Annotated in this window: 16 protein-coding genes and 1 pseudogene; 4 read left to right on the forward strand and 13 right to left on the reverse strand. The window is 65.1% G+C overall.

All coding sequences use genetic code 11. From position 1 onward, the window contains the following. Window positions 1–26: 26 nt before the first annotated feature. The 8 genes from L8F45_RS18215 to L8F45_RS18250 form a co-directional block, all read right to left on the reverse strand. Window positions 27–470: a cupredoxin domain-containing protein gene (locus tag L8F45_RS18215; protein ID WP_342359283.1), complete on the reverse strand. Its 444-nt coding sequence runs from the start codon at window positions 468–470 to the stop codon at window positions 27–29. Between the two features lie 83 nt (window positions 471–553). Next, window positions 554–1,957 carry a multicopper oxidase family protein gene (locus L8F45_RS18220; RefSeq protein WP_342359284.1) on the reverse strand — a complete coding sequence of 468 codons (1,404 nt, stop codon included), beginning with the start codon at window positions 1,955–1,957 and terminating at the stop codon, window positions 554–556. Continuing rightward, the gene (locus tag L8F45_RS18225; RefSeq protein ID WP_342359285.1) at window positions 1,957–3,399 is read right to left on the reverse strand and encodes a TolC family protein; all 1,443 of its coding nucleotides are present in this window, start codon (window positions 3,397–3,399) and stop codon (window positions 1,957–1,959) included. Before L8F45_RS18225 ends, L8F45_RS18220 begins: the two co-directional genes overlap by 1 nt. Next, on the reverse strand, window positions 3,389–3,619 hold the full coding sequence (locus tag L8F45_RS18230) for a hypothetical protein (RefSeq protein WP_342359286.1): 231 nt from the start codon (window positions 3,617–3,619) through the stop codon (window positions 3,389–3,391). Before L8F45_RS18230 ends, L8F45_RS18225 begins: the two co-directional genes overlap by 11 nt. An 85-nt stretch (window positions 3,620–3,704) precedes the next feature. After that, window positions 3,705–4,076 carry a hypothetical protein gene (locus L8F45_RS18235; RefSeq protein ID WP_342359287.1) on the reverse strand — a complete coding sequence of 124 codons (372 nt, stop codon included), beginning with the start codon at window positions 4,074–4,076 and terminating at the stop codon, window positions 3,705–3,707. 60 nt (window positions 4,077–4,136) lie between these two features. Further along, window positions 4,137–4,625, reverse strand: a complete 489-nt coding sequence (gene cueR, locus L8F45_RS18240) for a Cu(I)-responsive transcriptional regulator (protein WP_342359288.1) — start codon at window positions 4,623–4,625, stop codon at window positions 4,137–4,139. A gap of 10 nt (window positions 4,626–4,635) precedes the next feature. Beyond that, entirely contained in the window at window positions 4,636–4,944 is a 309-nt protein-coding gene (locus tag L8F45_RS18245; RefSeq protein WP_342359289.1) for a 2Fe-2S iron-sulfur cluster-binding protein, read from the reverse strand. Between the two features lie 2 nt (window positions 4,945–4,946). Next, window positions 4,947–7,475 carry a heavy metal translocating P-type ATPase gene (locus L8F45_RS18250; RefSeq protein WP_342359290.1) on the reverse strand — a complete coding sequence of 843 codons (2,529 nt, stop codon included), beginning with the start codon at window positions 7,473–7,475 and terminating at the stop codon, window positions 4,947–4,949. A gap of 174 nt (window positions 7,476–7,649) precedes the next feature. On the opposite strand from L8F45_RS18250, the gene L8F45_RS18255 reads away from it, so the two are divergent. Further along, window positions 7,650–7,901, forward strand: coding sequence for a heavy-metal-associated domain-containing protein (locus L8F45_RS18255; RefSeq protein WP_342359291.1), 252 nt, complete (start codon window positions 7,650–7,652; stop codon window positions 7,899–7,901). A 121-nt stretch (window positions 7,902–8,022) separates the two neighbouring features. On the opposite strand, the pseudogene L8F45_RS18260 reads toward L8F45_RS18255, so the two are convergent. Both L8F45_RS18260 and L8F45_RS18265 read right to left on the reverse strand, forming a co-directional pair. Then, window positions 8,023–8,430, reverse strand: a pseudogene (locus L8F45_RS18260) (MerR family transcriptional regulator); the annotation flags it as partial. A 213-nt stretch (window positions 8,431–8,643) separates the two neighbouring features. After that, window positions 8,644–8,898, reverse strand: coding sequence for a hypothetical protein (locus tag L8F45_RS18265; RefSeq protein ID WP_342359292.1), 255 nt, complete (start codon window positions 8,896–8,898; stop codon window positions 8,644–8,646). Window positions 8,899–8,943: 45 nt separating this feature from the next. Here L8F45_RS18265 and L8F45_RS18270 point away from each other — a divergent pair, with 45 nt between their 5' ends. The 3 genes from L8F45_RS18270 to L8F45_RS18280 all read left to right on the forward strand — a co-directional run bounded on the left by L8F45_RS18270 (window position 8,944) and on the right by L8F45_RS18280 (window position 11,995). Then, window positions 8,944–11,130 (forward strand): heavy metal translocating P-type ATPase, encoded by a 2,187-nt coding sequence (locus L8F45_RS18270; protein WP_342359293.1) that lies wholly within the window; start codon window positions 8,944–8,946, stop codon window positions 11,128–11,130. 150 nt (window positions 11,131–11,280) lie between these two features. Then, complete coding sequence (locus tag L8F45_RS18275; protein ID WP_342359294.1) at window positions 11,281–11,472, forward strand: hypothetical protein; 192 nt, start codon at window positions 11,281–11,283, stop codon at window positions 11,470–11,472. A 46-nt stretch (window positions 11,473–11,518) separates the two neighbouring features. After that, on the forward strand, window positions 11,519–11,995 hold the full coding sequence (locus L8F45_RS18280; protein ID WP_342359295.1) for a YaiI/YqxD family protein: 477 nt from the start codon (window positions 11,519–11,521) through the stop codon (window positions 11,993–11,995). Here the strand turns inward: L8F45_RS18280 and L8F45_RS18285 are convergent. Genes L8F45_RS18285 through L8F45_RS18295 form a run of 3 tightly spaced genes read right to left on the reverse strand, consistent with a single transcriptional unit; the run spans window position 11,948 to window position 14,896 of the window. Continuing rightward, a complete protein-coding gene (locus L8F45_RS18285) occupies window positions 11,948–13,489 on the reverse strand; it encodes an FAD/NAD(P)-dependent oxidoreductase (protein ID WP_342359296.1) in 1,542 nt (513 codons plus the stop codon). The two genes, L8F45_RS18280 and L8F45_RS18285, sit on opposite strands and share 48 nt — an antisense overlap. Continuing rightward, window positions 13,486–13,788 (reverse strand): (2Fe-2S)-binding protein, encoded by a 303-nt coding sequence (locus L8F45_RS18290; protein ID WP_342359297.1) that lies wholly within the window; start codon window positions 13,786–13,788, stop codon window positions 13,486–13,488. The genes L8F45_RS18285 and L8F45_RS18290 overlap by 4 nt, the downstream gene beginning before the upstream one ends. After that, the gene (locus L8F45_RS18295; protein WP_342359298.1) at window positions 13,769–14,896 is read right to left on the reverse strand and encodes an NAD(P)/FAD-dependent oxidoreductase; all 1,128 of its coding nucleotides are present in this window, start codon (window positions 14,894–14,896) and stop codon (window positions 13,769–13,771) included. The genes L8F45_RS18290 and L8F45_RS18295 overlap by 20 nt, the downstream gene beginning before the upstream one ends. Window positions 14,897–15,071: the final 175 nt, after the last annotated feature.

Here is a 15,071-nt window from a genome sequence, read left to right on the forward strand (position 1 = left end):
ATTTGTGAGTGACTTGGGTTTGCGAATTATTTGACGATGACCATTCCATGCATGCCCGCTTCCAGATGACCCGGAATCAGACATGCGAATTCGAACTCTCCGGCTTTCGTGAAGCGCCAGACGATCTCGCTGTTCTTCTTCGAGATAATGCGCGCGGCGTTCGGATCGTCATGCTCCATGTCCGGATTCTTGCGCATCTCGATGGCGTGGAGACGGTTCTCCTCCACGGTCGCGAGAACGAACTCGTGATCGAGATCGCCCTGGTTGAGCAGCTTGAACCTGATCTGCTCGCCGAGCTTCACATCGATCTTGTCGGGAAAGAACAGCATCTTGCCATCCACCTCCCGCATCGTGATCGGAATCAGGCGCGCCGGCTTCTTGGGATCGCCAGGCTGACCGTAAGCCGTGTCTTCGGCATGGCCGTGCGAATGGCCGGCGGCGCCGGGACCGGCGAAGGCCGTCGACGCCATGAACAAAGTCGCCGCACAGGCGGCTGCAAATGATCGTATCAAGCTTTCTCTCCTTCTCTTGGTTTGGTGACTGGCTTTCATTTCTAATGATTGTCGTGACCAGCGCCGGCGCGCGGCTTGATGGCGCGAAGCGGCTGCGGTTTCGCATCATCTTTTGCATCAGCACGGCGTTCAGGCTGCGCGACAGGTCCCTTCCATTCGCGCGCGACGGTTCCCTCGGGATGCTTGAACCAGCCGGGATCGCGATAGTCGCCGGCCGCGAGGCCCTCGCGCACTTTCACGACCGAGAACATGCCGCCCATTTCGACCGGGCCGAATTGCGCGAAGCCGGTCATCATCGGCAGGGTGTTGTCGGGAAGCGGCATCTCCATGGCGCCCATCTCGCCCATGCCGTTTGATCCCATCGGCATGTAGCCCGGCTCGAGCTTCCTGATCTTCTGCGCGATCTTTTTCTTGTCGACGCCGATATAGGTGCGCACATCATGGCCCATGGCGTTCATGGTGTGATGCGATTTGTGACAATGAATCGCCCAGTCGCCCGGTTCCGCCGCGACGAAATCGAAGGCGCGCATCTGGCCGACGGCGCAATCAATCGACACCTCGGGCCACGCCGCTTCCGGCGGCACCCAGCCGCCATCGGTGCATGACACCTTGAAATCATAACCATGCATGTGAATGGGATGGTTGGTCATAGTGAGGTTGCCGAAGCGCACGCGCACCTTGTCGTTCTTCGCAACCACCAGCGGTTCGATGCCGGGGAAGACGCGGCTGTTCCAGCACCAGAGATTGAAATCGAGCATGGTGTTGACCTTCGGCGTCGCGGAGCCGGGCGCGATGTCGAAAGCGTTCAGCAGAAAGATGAAGTCGCGATCGACTCTGCGAAACGCAGGATCGCGCGGATGCACGATGAACAGGCCCATCATGCCCATCGCCATCTGCACCATCTCGTCGGAATGCGGATGGTACATGAAGGTGCCGCTCTTCCTGAGCTGGAACTCGTAGACGAAGGTCTTGCCCGGCGGGATGTGCGGCTGCGTCAGACCGCCGACGCCATCCATGCCGTTCGGCAGCAATTGTCCGTGCCAGTGAACGGCCGTGTTTTCAGGCAGACGATTGGTGACGAAGATGCGCACCTTGTCGCCTTCGACGGCTTCTATCGTGGGGCCCGGCGACTGGCCGTTATAGCCCCAGAGATTCGCCTTCATGCCAGGCGCGAGCTCGCGCACGACGGGCTCGGCGACGAGATGGAATTCCTTCCAGTCGCCATTCATGCGCGACGGCAAGGTCCAGCCGTTCAGCGTCACGACGGGATTGTAGTCGACGCCGCTTGTCGGCTTCAGCGGCGCGTCAGTCGCAGCGTCTTTTCGCGTCGGCGCTTCGGGAATCGCCGCGGTCTGCGCACGGCCGCTGACGCTCGCCGCGCTCATCAGCGCAAGGCCGCCTCCAGCGCCGATCAGGCCTCTGCGAGAGAGATCATTTCGATCCATCAGTGGCCTCCTGTCGTTTCTGTTGATTCGGTTGGCGCACCCGCGCCGGGCGCGCCCTGCCGCCCGCCGCCGAGAATCGCGGCCTGGAGATCGGCGTCGGCGATCCAGAAATCGCGCCTGGCTTCGACCGCCTGCGCGCGGCTCGTCGCCGCGGCGCGCGCATCGGCGAGCAATTCGCCGACGTCGGTGAGCATGCCGCTGTAATGCAGCAGCGACTCTTCCTGAATGACCTTGCGCAGCGGCAGGATCTGACTCTGGTAATGCCGCGCGAGATCGAAGGAGCCGCGATAGACCTGATAGGCTTCGCGCGCTTCGGACCTGACATTCACCGCTTTCTCCGCGAGGCGATTGGCGGCCTGCATGTAGGTTTCACGCGCCAGCGCGACTTTCGAAGCGCCGAAATCGAACAGCGGAATCTCGAATTCAACGGAGAGGCCGCGGCGGTTGGTCTTCTCCTTCTCGCCGAGATCATTGTTCGAGCGCTCGTAGTTCGAGACGCCGGCGAGTTCGATATCCGTCATGAAGCGCGTCGCTTCGGCAAGGCCGAGCGACTTTGCCAGCGCCGTCAGTTCAAGGCGCGCGATATGGAGATCAGCGCGTCGCTCCAGCGCCTGCTTCTCGACCGAAGCGGCGGAGTTCGCGCGCGCCGCCAAAGCCGGAAGGCTCGCGGGCAGACGAATCTCCGCATCGCGTCCCCAGAGACCGAGCAGGCGGATCAGCTTCTCGCGTTCGACGGAGCGTTGAAGACGCGCACGGCCAAGCTGCGCCGAAATCTCGGCGTAGACCGCATGCTGGCGCGCCTGCTGCAGCTTGCTGACCGCGCCGGATTCGCCGAGCGCCTTGACGAGATCGGATGAAGCGTCGGCCGAAGCGCGCGCCGTCTCCAGCGTCGCCCCGAGTTCGCTGGCGCCGACCGCGCGATAATATTGCCGGCGCGTATCGAGACCGAGGCGCAACACGGCCTCCGCGGCGCGATATTGCGCCGCCTTGAACTTGTCGGCGGCAATGTCCTGGCGCGCCGGCAAGGTGGCGAGCTCCATCAGACCAACGATGATCTGACGCTCGATCTCAAGATCGAGGCCGCCGGCGAGACGCGACAGCGAGAAGCGGGGACTGGGCGGCAAACTCGCCGCCTGATACTGCGCCTCCGCAATTCCGAGCGCGTTGAGATCGGCCTGAAGGCCGCGATTGTTGAGGAAGGCGATGCGAACGGCGGAGTCGGCGGTCAACGGCCTCTTCAGGAGCGCAGCAACCTTGGCTTTCGCCGCTGCGTTCGCGGAATCGTCGTCGAGTCGCGACAATTCCGCCTTCATGTCGTTCGTCGCAGTGGCTCTGGCGAGCGAGAGGCTTTCGCCTTCCGCCAATGTGGCGCAGGCGCCGAGCGCCAGAGTCGACGCGCACGCCAGCAATCGCGCATAGCGCGTGAGAAGATCAGCGTTCATTCGCGCCTCCGCCCTGCGGGCCGACGCGACGATTCAATTCTTCCCAACCTTTGGGTTCGGCCGGGCGATAGCCCTGCGTTCCCGCCATGACGGGCGCATAGGACGCGGCTCGCATCGGCGCAGCGGGATCATCGACCCTGCCGATGAAGGAAGGCCGCTCGACGGCGCAGCCGCCAGCGACGAGCGCGACGACAGCAGTCGCCGCAATTTTGATTTGCATGAATCCGTTCCAAACGCTCGCCAGCATCAGATGACTGGCGAATCCAAGAGATTTCGCGACAGGCGCGGTCAGACCGCGCTAGACGTCACGCGTTCTTGGGTGGGCGTTCGGGAGCGAGCGGGCGGGACAGAGGCGCCTGCGATTGATTGCTTATCGCATGCGCAAAGCGCACCGGCGTCGGGCAGGAAATCACGACCGACTCGATAGGCGCCGGGAAAACATGACACACCGCGCCGCAGCAGAGCGGGCCGCCGTGATCGGCATGCGCCGCGCCATCCGACTCTTTCGCCGCCGTCGCACTGTGATGAGCGGCGCCATGATCCTGCGCCTTGACCGCATGATGATTCGTCAGCGGCGCGTCATGTCGCGCAACAGTCATCATATTCTGCGCGGCCATGACCGGCGCGGTCGCGACAAGCGCAACCAGCAGCAGGACAAGCGCGCGCGCGAAACGCAAACAAACCTCCAAAGGCGGTCGACGGACCTTCTCGCTATGAAGGTTCCACCGATGGGAAGGTCAAGCCGTGCGCAGCGTCCGCTTGTCGCCATTCTTGCGGCGGACCGGCGCGACCGGGAAAGCCGGCGGCGGCGAAGGCGCGCAACATTCCTCGACTGACCCCGTGTTGGCCATGTCGTCGAGGATCGGGCAGTCGGGCCTGTGATCGCCATGGCAGGCGCCCGCGAGATGCTGAAGCGTGCGGCGCATCGATTCGAGCTCGGCGATCTTGGCTTCGAGATCGCGCACATGCTTCAGCGCGAACTGCTTCACATCGGCGCTGGCGCGGCTCTTGTCGCGCCACAAAGCCAGCAGCTCCGACGTCTCCTCGATCGAAAAGCCGAGGCCGCGCGCCCTGCGGATGAAGCGCAGGGTATGCACGTCCTCGTCGCCATAGACGCGATAGCCGCTCTCCGTCCGCGTCGCGGCGCGGATCAGCCCGATGCTCTCGTAATAGCGCAGCATCTTGGCGGAGACGCCGGAGGCTGCAGCCGCTTCGCCGATATTCATGTCGAAGCCCTCACGCTGTTTGCGACGCAGTCTGCGTCGCCGGTTCATTCAGCCATGCGACCGAACAGTCGCTGCGCGGCCGCGCCCTGCAAGCCAGGATCAGCCCGTTCTGCTTGTCCGCTTCCGTCAGGGAGAATGGCGTGTGCGGAAGGAGATCGACCTCGCCTTCAATCAGCCGCGACTTGCATGAGCCGCAGCGGCCGCGGCGACAACCGTGGGGATAGGCGACGCCGCTTGCAAGCGCGACTTCGAGAATCGTCTGCTCTTCGCCGACTTCGAGAGCGCGATCGATTGCGGGAATGAGAACGCGATGCGTCATGGTCATTCCGCCGGCGCGAGACGCGGCTGCTGGTCGCGCGCCGCCTGCGCCTCCATCGGCGGCCTGAATCCGCGCAGCCGCAGCGCGTTCGAAACGACGCTGACGCTCGAAAACGCCATGGCGAGGCCGGCGAACATCGGCGACATCAGCACGCCGAACGAGGGATAGAGCGCGCCCGCCGCAACCGGGATGAGCACGACGTTATAGCCGAACGCCCAGAACAGATTCTGCGCGATGTTGCGGATCACGGCGCGCGACAGGCCGATCGCGTTTGGCACATTGCGCAGATCACCCGACATCAGCACGACATCAGCGCTCTCGATGGCGATGTCCGTGCCCGTGCCGATCGCAAGTCCGACATCGGCCTGCGCCAGCGCCGGCGCGTCGTTAATGCCGTCGCCGACGAAAGCGACCTTCGCGCCGCCGGACTGAAGCCGCTTCACGATGGCCGCCTTGTCGGTCGGCAGCACCTCGGCGACGACCTCATCGACGGGAAGTCCGCGTGCGATCGCGTCAGCCGTGCGCTTGTTGTCACCCGTGATCATGACGATGCGCAGACCGAGCGCCTTGAGCGCCTCAAGCGCCGCCGGCGTGCTGTCCTTCACGGGATCGGCGACCGCGAGCACCGCCGCGAGCTTGCCATCGATCGCCGCGTAGAGCGGCGAACGGCCCTGATCGCCGAGACGCGTCGCGATCGCCGCGAAGGGCGAGACGTCGAGGCCGCGCGCCTTCATCATGCGATCGGCGCCAACCATCACGGCGCGGCCTTCGACTGTCGCGGTCACGCCGAAGCCGGGCTCGCCAGCGAACGCGGACGGCTCCGACAGAGCAAAGCCACGGCGCTTCGCGTCGGCGACGATCGCTTCCGCAATCGGATGTTCGGAGCGCGCCTCGACGGAGGCGATAAGGCGAAGCGTCTCATCCTCGGCGAAACCTTCGGCCACAACCATATCCGTGAGTTCGGGGCGGCCCTTGGTCAGCGTGCCCGTCTTGTCGATTGCGATGACGCCGACATCCTTCAGCGCCTGCAAGGCGTCGCCGCGCCGGAACAGCACGCCGAGCTCGGCCGCCTTGCCGACGCCGACCATGATCGATGTCGGCGTCGCAAGGCCCATGGCGCAGGGACAGGCGATGATCAGCACCGCGACCGCGTTGACGAGCGCGAAACTCAGCGCAGGCTCAGGTCCGAAAATCAGCCAGACGAGAAAGGTTGCGAACGCCGCCGCCATCACCGCCGGCACGAACCACATCGTCACCTTGTCGACGATCGCCTGGATTGGCAGCTTCGAGCCCTGCGCGGCTTCGACCGCGCGCACGATCTGCGCCAGCAGCGTGTCGGCGCCGACCTTCGCAGCGCGGAACTGGAACGCGCCCGTCTTGTTCAGCGAGCCGCCGATCACCTCGTCACCGACCGCTCTCTGCGCGGGGATGGGCTCGCCGGTGATCATGGATTCATCGATGAAGGACGAGCCGAAAAGAATTTCGCCGTCGACCGGGATGCGCTCGCCGGGGCGCACGATCACGACATCGCCGGCGCGGACCTCCTCAACGGGAACGTCGCGCTCGACGCCATCCTTCAGAATGCGCGCCGTCTTGGATTGTAGCGTCATCAGGCGGCGGATCGCATCGCCAGCGCGCCCTTTCGCGCGCGCTTCGAGGAAACGGCCGAAGAGAATCAGCGTGACGATGACCGCGCTCGCCTCGAAATAGGTGTAGTCGGCGCCCACAGGCAGAAGCTGCGGCGCGAAGGTCGAGACGATGGAATAGAGATAGGCCGCGCCAGCGCCGAGCATGACGAGAGAATTCATGTCGGGCGCGCCGCGCAGCAGCGCCGATCCGCCCTTGCGGTAGAATTGCAGGCCGGGTCCGAACTGCACGACCGTCGCCAGCACGAAGGAGACAATGCGGATATTGTCCTCGCCGAACGTGCCCGCGAGCCAGTGATGCAGGCTCTCGAAGAGATGCGCGCCCATCTCGAAGACGAGCAGCGGCAATGTGGCAACGCCCGCAATGATCAGCGAACGGAAGAGGCCTGATATTTCCGCCTCGCGGGCCGCGCGCTCGCGCTCCGCCTGATCCCCGCCGGCCTGCACGGGCGCCGCGGGATAGCCGATCTTGCCGATCGCCGCGGCCATGGCCGACACCGTCTCGGCGCCGCCGACGTAGCGTGCGTGAGCGCGCCCGGTCGCGAGATTGACTGAACCATCGAGCACGCCAGGCGTCGCCTTCAGCGCCCGCTCGACGCGGCCGACGCAGGAGGCGCAACTCATCCCCTCGACCGCGAGGTCGATCTCCTCTTCCTGGGGCTCGTAGCCAGCCTTGCGGATGGCGGCGAGCACGGGCTCCGGAGCGCCGCCCTCCTTCAGGCCGACGCTGGCGCGATGGGTGGCGAGGTTGACCGAGACGTCAGCGACGCCGTCGACCGCCCGGATCGCCTTCTCGACGCGGCCGACGCAGGAGGCGCAGCTCATCCCCTCCACGGGGATGCTGAGCGTGCGCGCGCTCGTCGGCTTCACTGCGGCTGCGGTCATGGGCCATCCTTTCCTCGGGATGGAGCCTGAGATAAAGGTTCCCCTTATGGGAAGGTCAAGGGGTCGGAAGCCGACAAAGGGCGATCGGAAAAATTCCATTGCACGGGCCTTGACCTTGCCATGTGGCAAGCCGGCAAGAGGATTTCAGGCCAAATGCCTCAGGAGATTTCCAGGATGTGCGGAGCCCATCATCATTCCGAGACCCCGGCGAAGACCGTTTCCGGCGTCTCCGTGATCGTCGATGACATGACCTGCGGCCATTGCGCCGGCACGATCAAGAGCGCGATCGAGACCTCGATCCCCGGCGCGAAGGTGTCCGCCGATCCGGCCGCCCGGCTGGTCTCGGTCGAAGGCGCCGACCTCGCCAAGGTTCGCGAGATCATCTCGCTGGCCGGCTACACTCCGGCCGCTCCGGCGCACGCCTGAGATTTTCCGCCGCTCAGGCGGCGATCGCCATTTAAAGGCCGCGGCCGATCGCCGCGGCCTTTTTTGCGCCCTTGGCCGACGCCTTCCCGGCGCCATGCGCATGCGGTCCGCCGCCATGGCTGCAGGCGCCGTGCTCGGCCAACACCTCGATCACGCGGCAATCGGCGATCTGCCCGCCGTGGCAGTGATCGACCACCCGCTCCAGCTCCTCCGCGAGATCGGTCAGGCGCGCGATCTTGGCGCGGACGGATTTGAGCTGCTCTCGGGCGATCGAATCCGCCTTCTCGCAGGGCGCTGACGGATTCTGCGAAAGCTGCAGCAGTTCGCGAATCGATTCGACCGAGAATCCGAGATCGCGCGCATGCATGATGAAGCGCAGCCGCTCGATATGGCTGGCGAGATAGCGCCTTTGGTTGCCCTCGGTCCGCTCCGGCTCCGGCAGGAGGCCGATCTGCTCATAGAAGCGAATGGTTTCGACCCGGCAGCCCGTAGCCTCGCCAACCCGGCCGATCGAATAGCTGCGCTCCATCGCGAACTCCGAAAAAGCCTCTTGAACCTGAAGCGACTAGAGGAATTATGGTGGCGGCCGATCGAGAACGCAAGCGCGGGCCAGGCCATGTCGAACGGCGAAAAAAACCATTCACATCATGGGCATCACCATGATCACGGCACCTGCTGCGGCGGTCATGACCACGCGCATGGGCATGTGGCCAAGCCCGCCCAGGCCCATGTCCATGGGCCGTCATGCAACCACGATCATGATCATCATGGACGCGATCGCCACGCGCATGGCCATGATCACGCCCACGCCGCGCAGCCGGCCGCGCTGAAGGCGCATGTTCATGGGCCGTCCTGCAATCATGATCATCGCGAGCATGACGCCCACGCCTCCGCGCCGAAGCCGCATGTCCACGGCCCATCCTGCAATCACGGCCCGCATGAGCACGATGATCATCACGGACATGATCACGCGCATCACCATCACGGGCATGTTCATGGACCGTCCTGCAGTCACGACCACGCCCATGCCGAACCCGAGCCGATGGCTGCGGCGGGGGGCTCGACCCTATGGAAAGTCACCGGCATGGATTGCGGGAGTTGCGCGACGACGATCCGCACTGCGCTCGAGCGCATGCCCGGCGTTTCCGACATCCGCATCTCGATCACCAACGAGACGGTCGCGCTGCTTCTCGACGACAAGAAAACCAGCGGCGCCGACATCGAAAAGCAGATCTCCCGCCTCGGTTACACGCCGTCGCTGATCGACGCGCAGGCGAAAAACGCGGGCGCGATCGCGCACGAAGCGCCGCGCGCCTGGTGGCGGCAGCCGAAAGGGCAACTTGCGATCGCGTCAGGCGCGCTTGTCGCGCTCGCTTATGGCGCGAGCCTCGTCATTCCCGCCTGGTCCTACGCGCTGTTCATCGCCGCAACGATCATCGCCGCCGCTCCCATCGCTCGCCGCGCCATCTCGGCGGCGTTCGCGCGCGCGCCCTTCACTATCCAGATGCTGCTGACGATCGCCGTCATCGGCGCGCTGGCGATCGGCGCCGCCGAAGAAGCCGCCGTCGTGGTGTTCCTGTTCTGCGTCGGCGAAGTGCTGGAAGGCGTCGCCGCCAATCAGGCGCGCGAAGGCATTCGCTCGCTCGCGGCTCTCGTGCCCCAATCAGCTTTCGTCGAGCAGAATGGGCGCGTTGTTGAAGTTGCGGCGGCGAGCCTCGCTGTCGGCCAGATGGTTCTCGTGCGGCCCGGCGATCGCGCGCCTGCGGACGGCAAGGTGGTCGAAGGCCATTCCAGCATGGATGAATCGCCGATCACCGGCGAATCGGCGCCGCGCACGAAAGGCCCCGGCGCCGATGTGTTCGCGGGCTCCATCAATCATGAAGCGGCGCTGAAGCTTCGCGTCGAACGCGCCGCGAAAGACAACATGATCTCGCGCATCGTCGCGCTGGTCGAAGAGGCGCAGGAGTCGAAGGCGCCGACCGAGCGCTTTATCGATCGCTTCTCGCGCATCTATATGCCCTTCATCGTCGGGCTCTCGGCGCTGGTGGCCATTATTCCTCCGCTCGCCATGGGCGCGAGCTGGAGCGAATGGGTCTATCGCGGCCTCACGCTGCTGCTGATCGGCTGCCCCTGCGCGCTCGTGATCTCCGTTCCCGCCGCGATCGCGTCGAGCCTCTCGACAGCAGCGCGTCACGGCCTGCTGATCAAGGGCGGCGCGATCGTCGAATCCCTTGCGCGGACAGAGATCGTCGCCTTCGACAAGACCGGCACGCTGACGGAGGGCCGCCCCGTCGTCACCGAAGCGGTGGCGTTTGTCGGCTCCGAGGCCGATCTGCTCGCGCGCGCGGCCGCGATCGAAGGCCGCTCAAGTCATCCGCTTGCGGAAGCGATCACGAAGCATGCGGCGAAGCTGAATATCCCGTCGCTGCCTGCAGCCGCGGTGAAAGCCATTCCCGGCAAGGGCATGGAAGGAGAGGTCGGCGCTGAGACCATTTTCATTGGCGCGCCGCGCCATGCAGCCGAACGCGTGGCGCTGGCCAGCGACGTCGGCAGCGAGATCGCGCGACTCGAAAATGAAGGCAAGACGGTCGTGGTCGTTGCAAAAGGCGCTGCTGTCGCAGGCCTTATTGCTTTGCGCGACGAACCGCGTCGCGATGCGGCCGCGGCTATCGCCGAACTGAAAGCGATGGGCGTCGACGCGGTGATGCTCACCGGCGATAATGCGCAAACCGGCGCCGCGATCGGACGCGCGCTCGGAATTTCCGCGAAGGCTGAGATGCTGCCGGCCGACAAGGCCGACGCGATCAAGGCGTTGGCCGCGTCGAAGCGCGTCGCGATGATCGGCGACGGCATCAATGATGCGCCGGCGCTCGCGTCAGCCCATGTCGGCGTCGCCATGGGCTCAGGCACCGGCGTCGCGCTTGAAACAGCCGACGCAGCGTTGCTGAAAAATCGCGTCGCGGACGTGCCGGCCCTCATCAAGCTGTCGCGCGCGACCATGGCGAATATCCGCGAGAACATCACGATCGCGCTGGCGTTGAAGGCGCTGTTCGTCGTCACCACCATCACGGGAACGACGGGCCTCTGGATGGCCGTCATCGCAGACACCGGCGGCACGGTCCTGGTGACGCTGAACGCGCTGCGTCTGCTCGGCTGGTTCCGTTCTCAGAAAAGCGAAACCCCAACGGCCGGCGACAATCGCAACGAGCCTGCCCTCGCCACGTCATAAGCCGCCGAATCATAGTTGGGAATTTTAGATCGTCGCGGCCGTTAGGTCAGGCCGCGACGCCGCCTTATTGTTGTGGACTTATCGACCGGAGGAAATCATTAACGATCGGGACGCTATGTCGTTGCGCCCGCATTTTAGGAGTTGAGAGCCATGGCGAAGAAAGCCGTCGTCAAGAAAGTCACGAAGCGTCGCGAGTGGACGAAGGACGATGTTCGCCAGCTCAAGGTTCTGGCGAAGCAGAAGACGCCGGCCGCGAAGGTGGCGAGAGCCCTGAAGCGCACCGAAGGCGCGACGCGGCAGAAGGCGTTTCAGCTCGGAATCTCGATGGATTCGCGCGGCTGATCGCGAAACGTCAGGCGCTCCGTCTTTTAGCAATGACGGCGCGGCGGTGACGGACGACTCCGCGCCATCGATCGTAATCTATGTCGACGCAGACGCCTGCCCGGTGAAGGCGGAAGTCTACCGCGTCGCCGAGCGTTATCGACTGAAGGTCTTCGTCGTCGCCAACAGCTACATCAACACGCCGCGCGATCCGCTGATCGAGCGAATCGTCGTCGGCGCCGATCCTGACGCGGCTGACGACTGGATCGTGGAGCGCGCCGACGCCCGCTCCATTGTCATCACCGCCGATATTCCGCTCGCGAGCCGCGCGGTGAAAGCGGGCGCCGTCGTCATTGCGCCCAACGGCCGCGTTCACACGGCGGATTCTGTCGGCATGGCGCTCGCGACGCGCAATCTCATGCAAGGTTTGCGCGACGCCGGCGAGATCACCGGAGGCCCCGGCGCTTTCACGCCCCGCGACCGATCGAATTTCCTGTCAGCGCTCGACAATGCGATTGTCAGGCTCAAGCGATCCGGCGGCTGACCCTTTCTCTACCGACCGTTCGACGAATCCGGCGACCGCCGTGATCGCCGCATCCGACTGCGGCATCGCGGCGAATTCACGCAGCGGCACGGGCTTCACCGGCGGACGCAGGCGATAATAGCCGACATCAGCAGGCGAGACGCCGCGCGCCTGCGCAATCATTTCGCTGACGGTCAGCCCGCACAGACGGCCCTGGCACGGGCCCATGCCGCAACGCAAGAAGGCCTTCATCTGATTCGGCCCCTGCACGCCGAGCGCCGCCGTCGCGCGAACACGACCGGCGCTGACTTCCTCGCAACGACAGACGATGGCGTCGTCGCGCTGCGGCACGCGAAATTCATCGGCCGGCCTGAACAGGCGGTCGAGAAAAGCGCGGCCTCGCAGAACCGAGGCGAGCCGCTTTTTCAGTTCAGCGCCGCGCTGCGCGAACATCTCCTTCGAAATCCGGCTGAGCCGGAAGGCGGCGACGAGACCCGCGATCTCGCCTTCGATCACTGAGGCCTGCGCGCCGACAATGCCGCCGCCATCGCCGGCGATCGAAATTCCAGCTTCGGAACTTTCGAGCCACTCGTCGCGCTTCGGCCTGAACAGCGCCTGTTTTTCATCCCATTCCAGCGCGCATCCCGCAGCCGACGAAAGATTGAGATTGGGCGCGACGCCCTGATGCAGAAGCAGGAGATCGGCGTCGATGCGCTCCATCGTTCCGTTCGTCCGCGTGACGATAAGCGTTTCGAATTTGTCACCGCCGACAGCCTCCAGAGCCGACACGTTGCGGATCACGCGGATGCGCTTCGCGACATCGAAGAGCAGCTTCAGCCCCTTCGCCGCGTAAGACGACATTGCGAAAGCGGGAAAGTCAGGCAGCGCCACGCGCCAGTTCTTTCGCGGCGTCGTATCGACCAGCGCCACAGGCGGCGCACCCGCTGCAATGAGTTGGCTTGCAAGAAGATAAAGAAGCGGCCCGCTTCCCGCGATCACCGTGCGGCCGCTCGGCGCCAACGCCGACGTCTTGAGGAGAATTTGCGCAGCGCCGGCGCTCATCACGCCCGGCAAGGTCCAGCCTGGAATCGGAAATGGCCGCTCGATTGCGCCCGTCGCGAGCAGAACGCGTTGCGCGCCAATCGCGCGCGCGACGCCGCCAAGAGAAATTCCGACTTCAAGGGGATAATCAGCGTCGGGCGTTTCCTCATCCGTCGGCGCGACGCTCCAGACAAGCGCGCCCAGCGTATAGGCGGCGGCGCTCTCTGCGAATGCAGCGCTGAGTTTCTTGCCTGCGGCATAATCAGGCCCAAGACGGCGGCGATCCGCTTCGCTGCTTCTCGTAATTCCGCGATAGATCTGGCCGCCGGGCGCGCCATTTTCGTCAGCGAGCAGCACGGACAATCCGAAGCCCGACGCGGTCGCAGCGGCAGCGAGGCCGGCGGGGCCGGCGCCAACAATGACGAGATCATAGCTGCGCCTGAGGTCGGACGCAGAGGTGAAGCGCTCGCTCATTCCGCGTCCTCGAACACAGCGGCGCCTTGCTGCGTTTCGACGCGCATGCCTTCAACGACGGGCGTCAGACAGCCCTGCCGGTTGGGCGCGCCGTCGATGACGACAAGGCATTCGAAGCACACACCCATCATGCAATAGGGCGCGCGCGGCGCGCGCGAAACCGGCGTGTGGCGTGTCGCGAGCTGGCCGGCGGCGAGCAACGCGGCAGCGACCGTGTCGCCTTCCTGCGCGGTGAGCGCTTCGCCATCAAAGGTGAATCGAACAAGCGCGCGGGCGCGATCAGGCAGCCGCCGGTACATCGAACCTCCGCGCGGAGAAACTTGAGAGCTCATCGGAGAGAGCGCCAGCAGCGATCTGCTCGGGCAATGTCAGCGCGTGATTGGCCGCAAGCGTCACGCCGGAATGGCAGGCGAGCGAGAAAGCGCCGGGACAAGTGCTTGACTGATCGTAAGCCGGAAATCCATCGGGCGTGACGACACGAAATCCTGTCCAGACGCGCATGGCGTTGGCGTTTCCGAGCAGCGGAAATGAGCGCACCGCGCGCTCCGCCAGAACAGCCGTGACCGGCGGACGCGGGCGCTCGCTGTCGAGCGTCGCTTCCTTGCTTTCGCCGATCAGCACCGTGCCTTCATCGGTCTGGCGCAGGCTGCCTGTAGGGTGATGCAGAAACGGCTGCAGTCTTTCGGTGACGATGATCTGGCCGCGGCTTGGCACGAGCGGCGTCGACAAGCCCACCATCGGCGCAAGCTTTGCGCCGCCGAGCCCCGCGGCGATGACGAGTTTTCCGGCGCCCAACGTCCAGCCTTCACCGGACACTTCGAATCCCCCGTTGCGATGGACGATCGACATCGCTTTGCGATGCGGCAGATAGGTGGCGCCGCGTTGCTTGAGCGCAGCGTGAAAAGCGGCGAGCAGTCGCAGCGGATTGGCGTGCCCGTCGAGCGGCGAGAAGATCGCGCCGGCGACAGTCGGACCGATGTGCGGCAGACGCCGCTTCGTCTCCGCGTGATCGAGCAGTTCATAGGTCAAAGGCGGAACGCCGGGCGCGTTCATGCCGGGCTGCGCGGCCAGCTTCGCCATCGAGGCTTCGCCGCGCTGCATCTCCAGATCGGTCAGGCGAATCGAGAAGCCGCCGGGCTGGCTGTGCCCGGAATCGATACCCGTTTCGTCCTTGAGCGCAGCGTTGAGTTCGGCCCACGAGGCCGCGGAGCGTCGCGACCAGCGCGAATAGGCCGTCGAGCCCAGGCCCTTGCTCTGCACCCAGACCAAACCGAAGTTGGCGCGCGCGGCGCGCAGCGCCACATCGCCTTCATCGAGAATGGCGACCGACAATTTCCGCCGGGCGAGGCCCCAGCCGACCGATACGCCGACGAGCCCGCCGCCCACCACGATCACGTCATAGGTCATGGGGCGATCCTAACCGGCCGAGCGCAAAGCGTCGCGCGCGGCGGCCCGTCCGCCAAGACGATCCTGCCGAAATCGGCGCGGCGAACCCATTGATCTGCCGCAGGGCTCGCGCCGGCCGGTCCTAGCATTTTCTGCCGCCGCGAGGGAAACTTGGCCTGCGCGCGCGCGATCGGGA

This window comes from Terrirubrum flagellatum (assembly GCF_022059845.1).
Lineage (GTDB): Bacteria > Pseudomonadota > Alphaproteobacteria > Rhizobiales > Beijerinckiaceae > Terrirubrum > Terrirubrum flagellatum.

What these genes read in the sequence shown, in the direction of transcription:
- L8F45_RS18215 (WP_342359283.1), bottom strand. Translation starts at nt 470, where the DNA reads ATGGCGTCGACGGCCTTCGCCGGTCCCGGCGCCGCCGGCCATTCGCAC.
- L8F45_RS18220 (WP_342359284.1), bottom strand. Translation starts at nt 1,957, where the DNA reads ATGGATCGAAATGATCTCTCTCGCAGAGGCCTGATCGGCGCTGGAGGC.
- L8F45_RS18225 (WP_342359285.1), bottom strand. Translation starts at nt 3,399, where the DNA reads ATGAACGCTGATCTTCTCACGCGCTATGCGCGATTGCTGGCGTGCGCG.
- L8F45_RS18230 (WP_342359286.1), bottom strand. Translation starts at nt 3,619, where the DNA reads ATGCAAATCAAAATTGCGGCGACTGCTGTCGTCGCGCTCGTCGCTGGC.
- cueR (WP_342359288.1), bottom strand. Translation starts at nt 4,625, where the DNA reads ATGAATATCGGCGAAGCGGCTGCAGCCTCCGGCGTCTCCGCCAAGATG.
- L8F45_RS18245 (WP_342359289.1), bottom strand. Translation starts at nt 4,944, where the DNA reads ATGACGCATCGCGTTCTCATTCCCGCAATCGATCGCGCTCTCGAAGTC.
- L8F45_RS18250 (WP_342359290.1), bottom strand. Translation starts at nt 7,475, where the DNA reads ATGACCGCAGCCGCAGTGAAGCCGACGAGCGCGCGCACGCTCAGCATC.
- L8F45_RS18255 (WP_342359291.1), top strand. Translation starts at nt 7,650, where the DNA reads ATGTGCGGAGCCCATCATCATTCCGAGACCCCGGCGAAGACCGTTTCC.
- L8F45_RS18265 (WP_342359292.1), bottom strand. Translation starts at nt 8,898, where the DNA reads ATGAACATGCCCGTGATGGTGATGCGCGTGATCATGTCCGTGATGATC.
- L8F45_RS18270 (WP_342359293.1), top strand. Translation starts at nt 8,944, where the DNA reads ATGGCTGCGGCGGGGGGCTCGACCCTATGGAAAGTCACCGGCATGGAT.
- L8F45_RS18275 (WP_342359294.1), top strand. Translation starts at nt 11,281, where the DNA reads ATGGCGAAGAAAGCCGTCGTCAAGAAAGTCACGAAGCGTCGCGAGTGG.
- L8F45_RS18285 (WP_342359296.1), bottom strand. Translation starts at nt 13,489, where the DNA reads ATGAGCGAGCGCTTCACCTCTGCGTCCGACCTCAGGCGCAGCTATGAT.
- L8F45_RS18290 (WP_342359297.1), bottom strand. Translation starts at nt 13,788, where the DNA reads ATGTACCGGCGGCTGCCTGATCGCGCCCGCGCGCTTGTTCGATTCACC.
- L8F45_RS18295 (WP_342359298.1), bottom strand. Translation starts at nt 14,896, where the DNA reads ATGACCTATGACGTGATCGTGGTGGGCGGCGGGCTCGTCGGCGTATCG.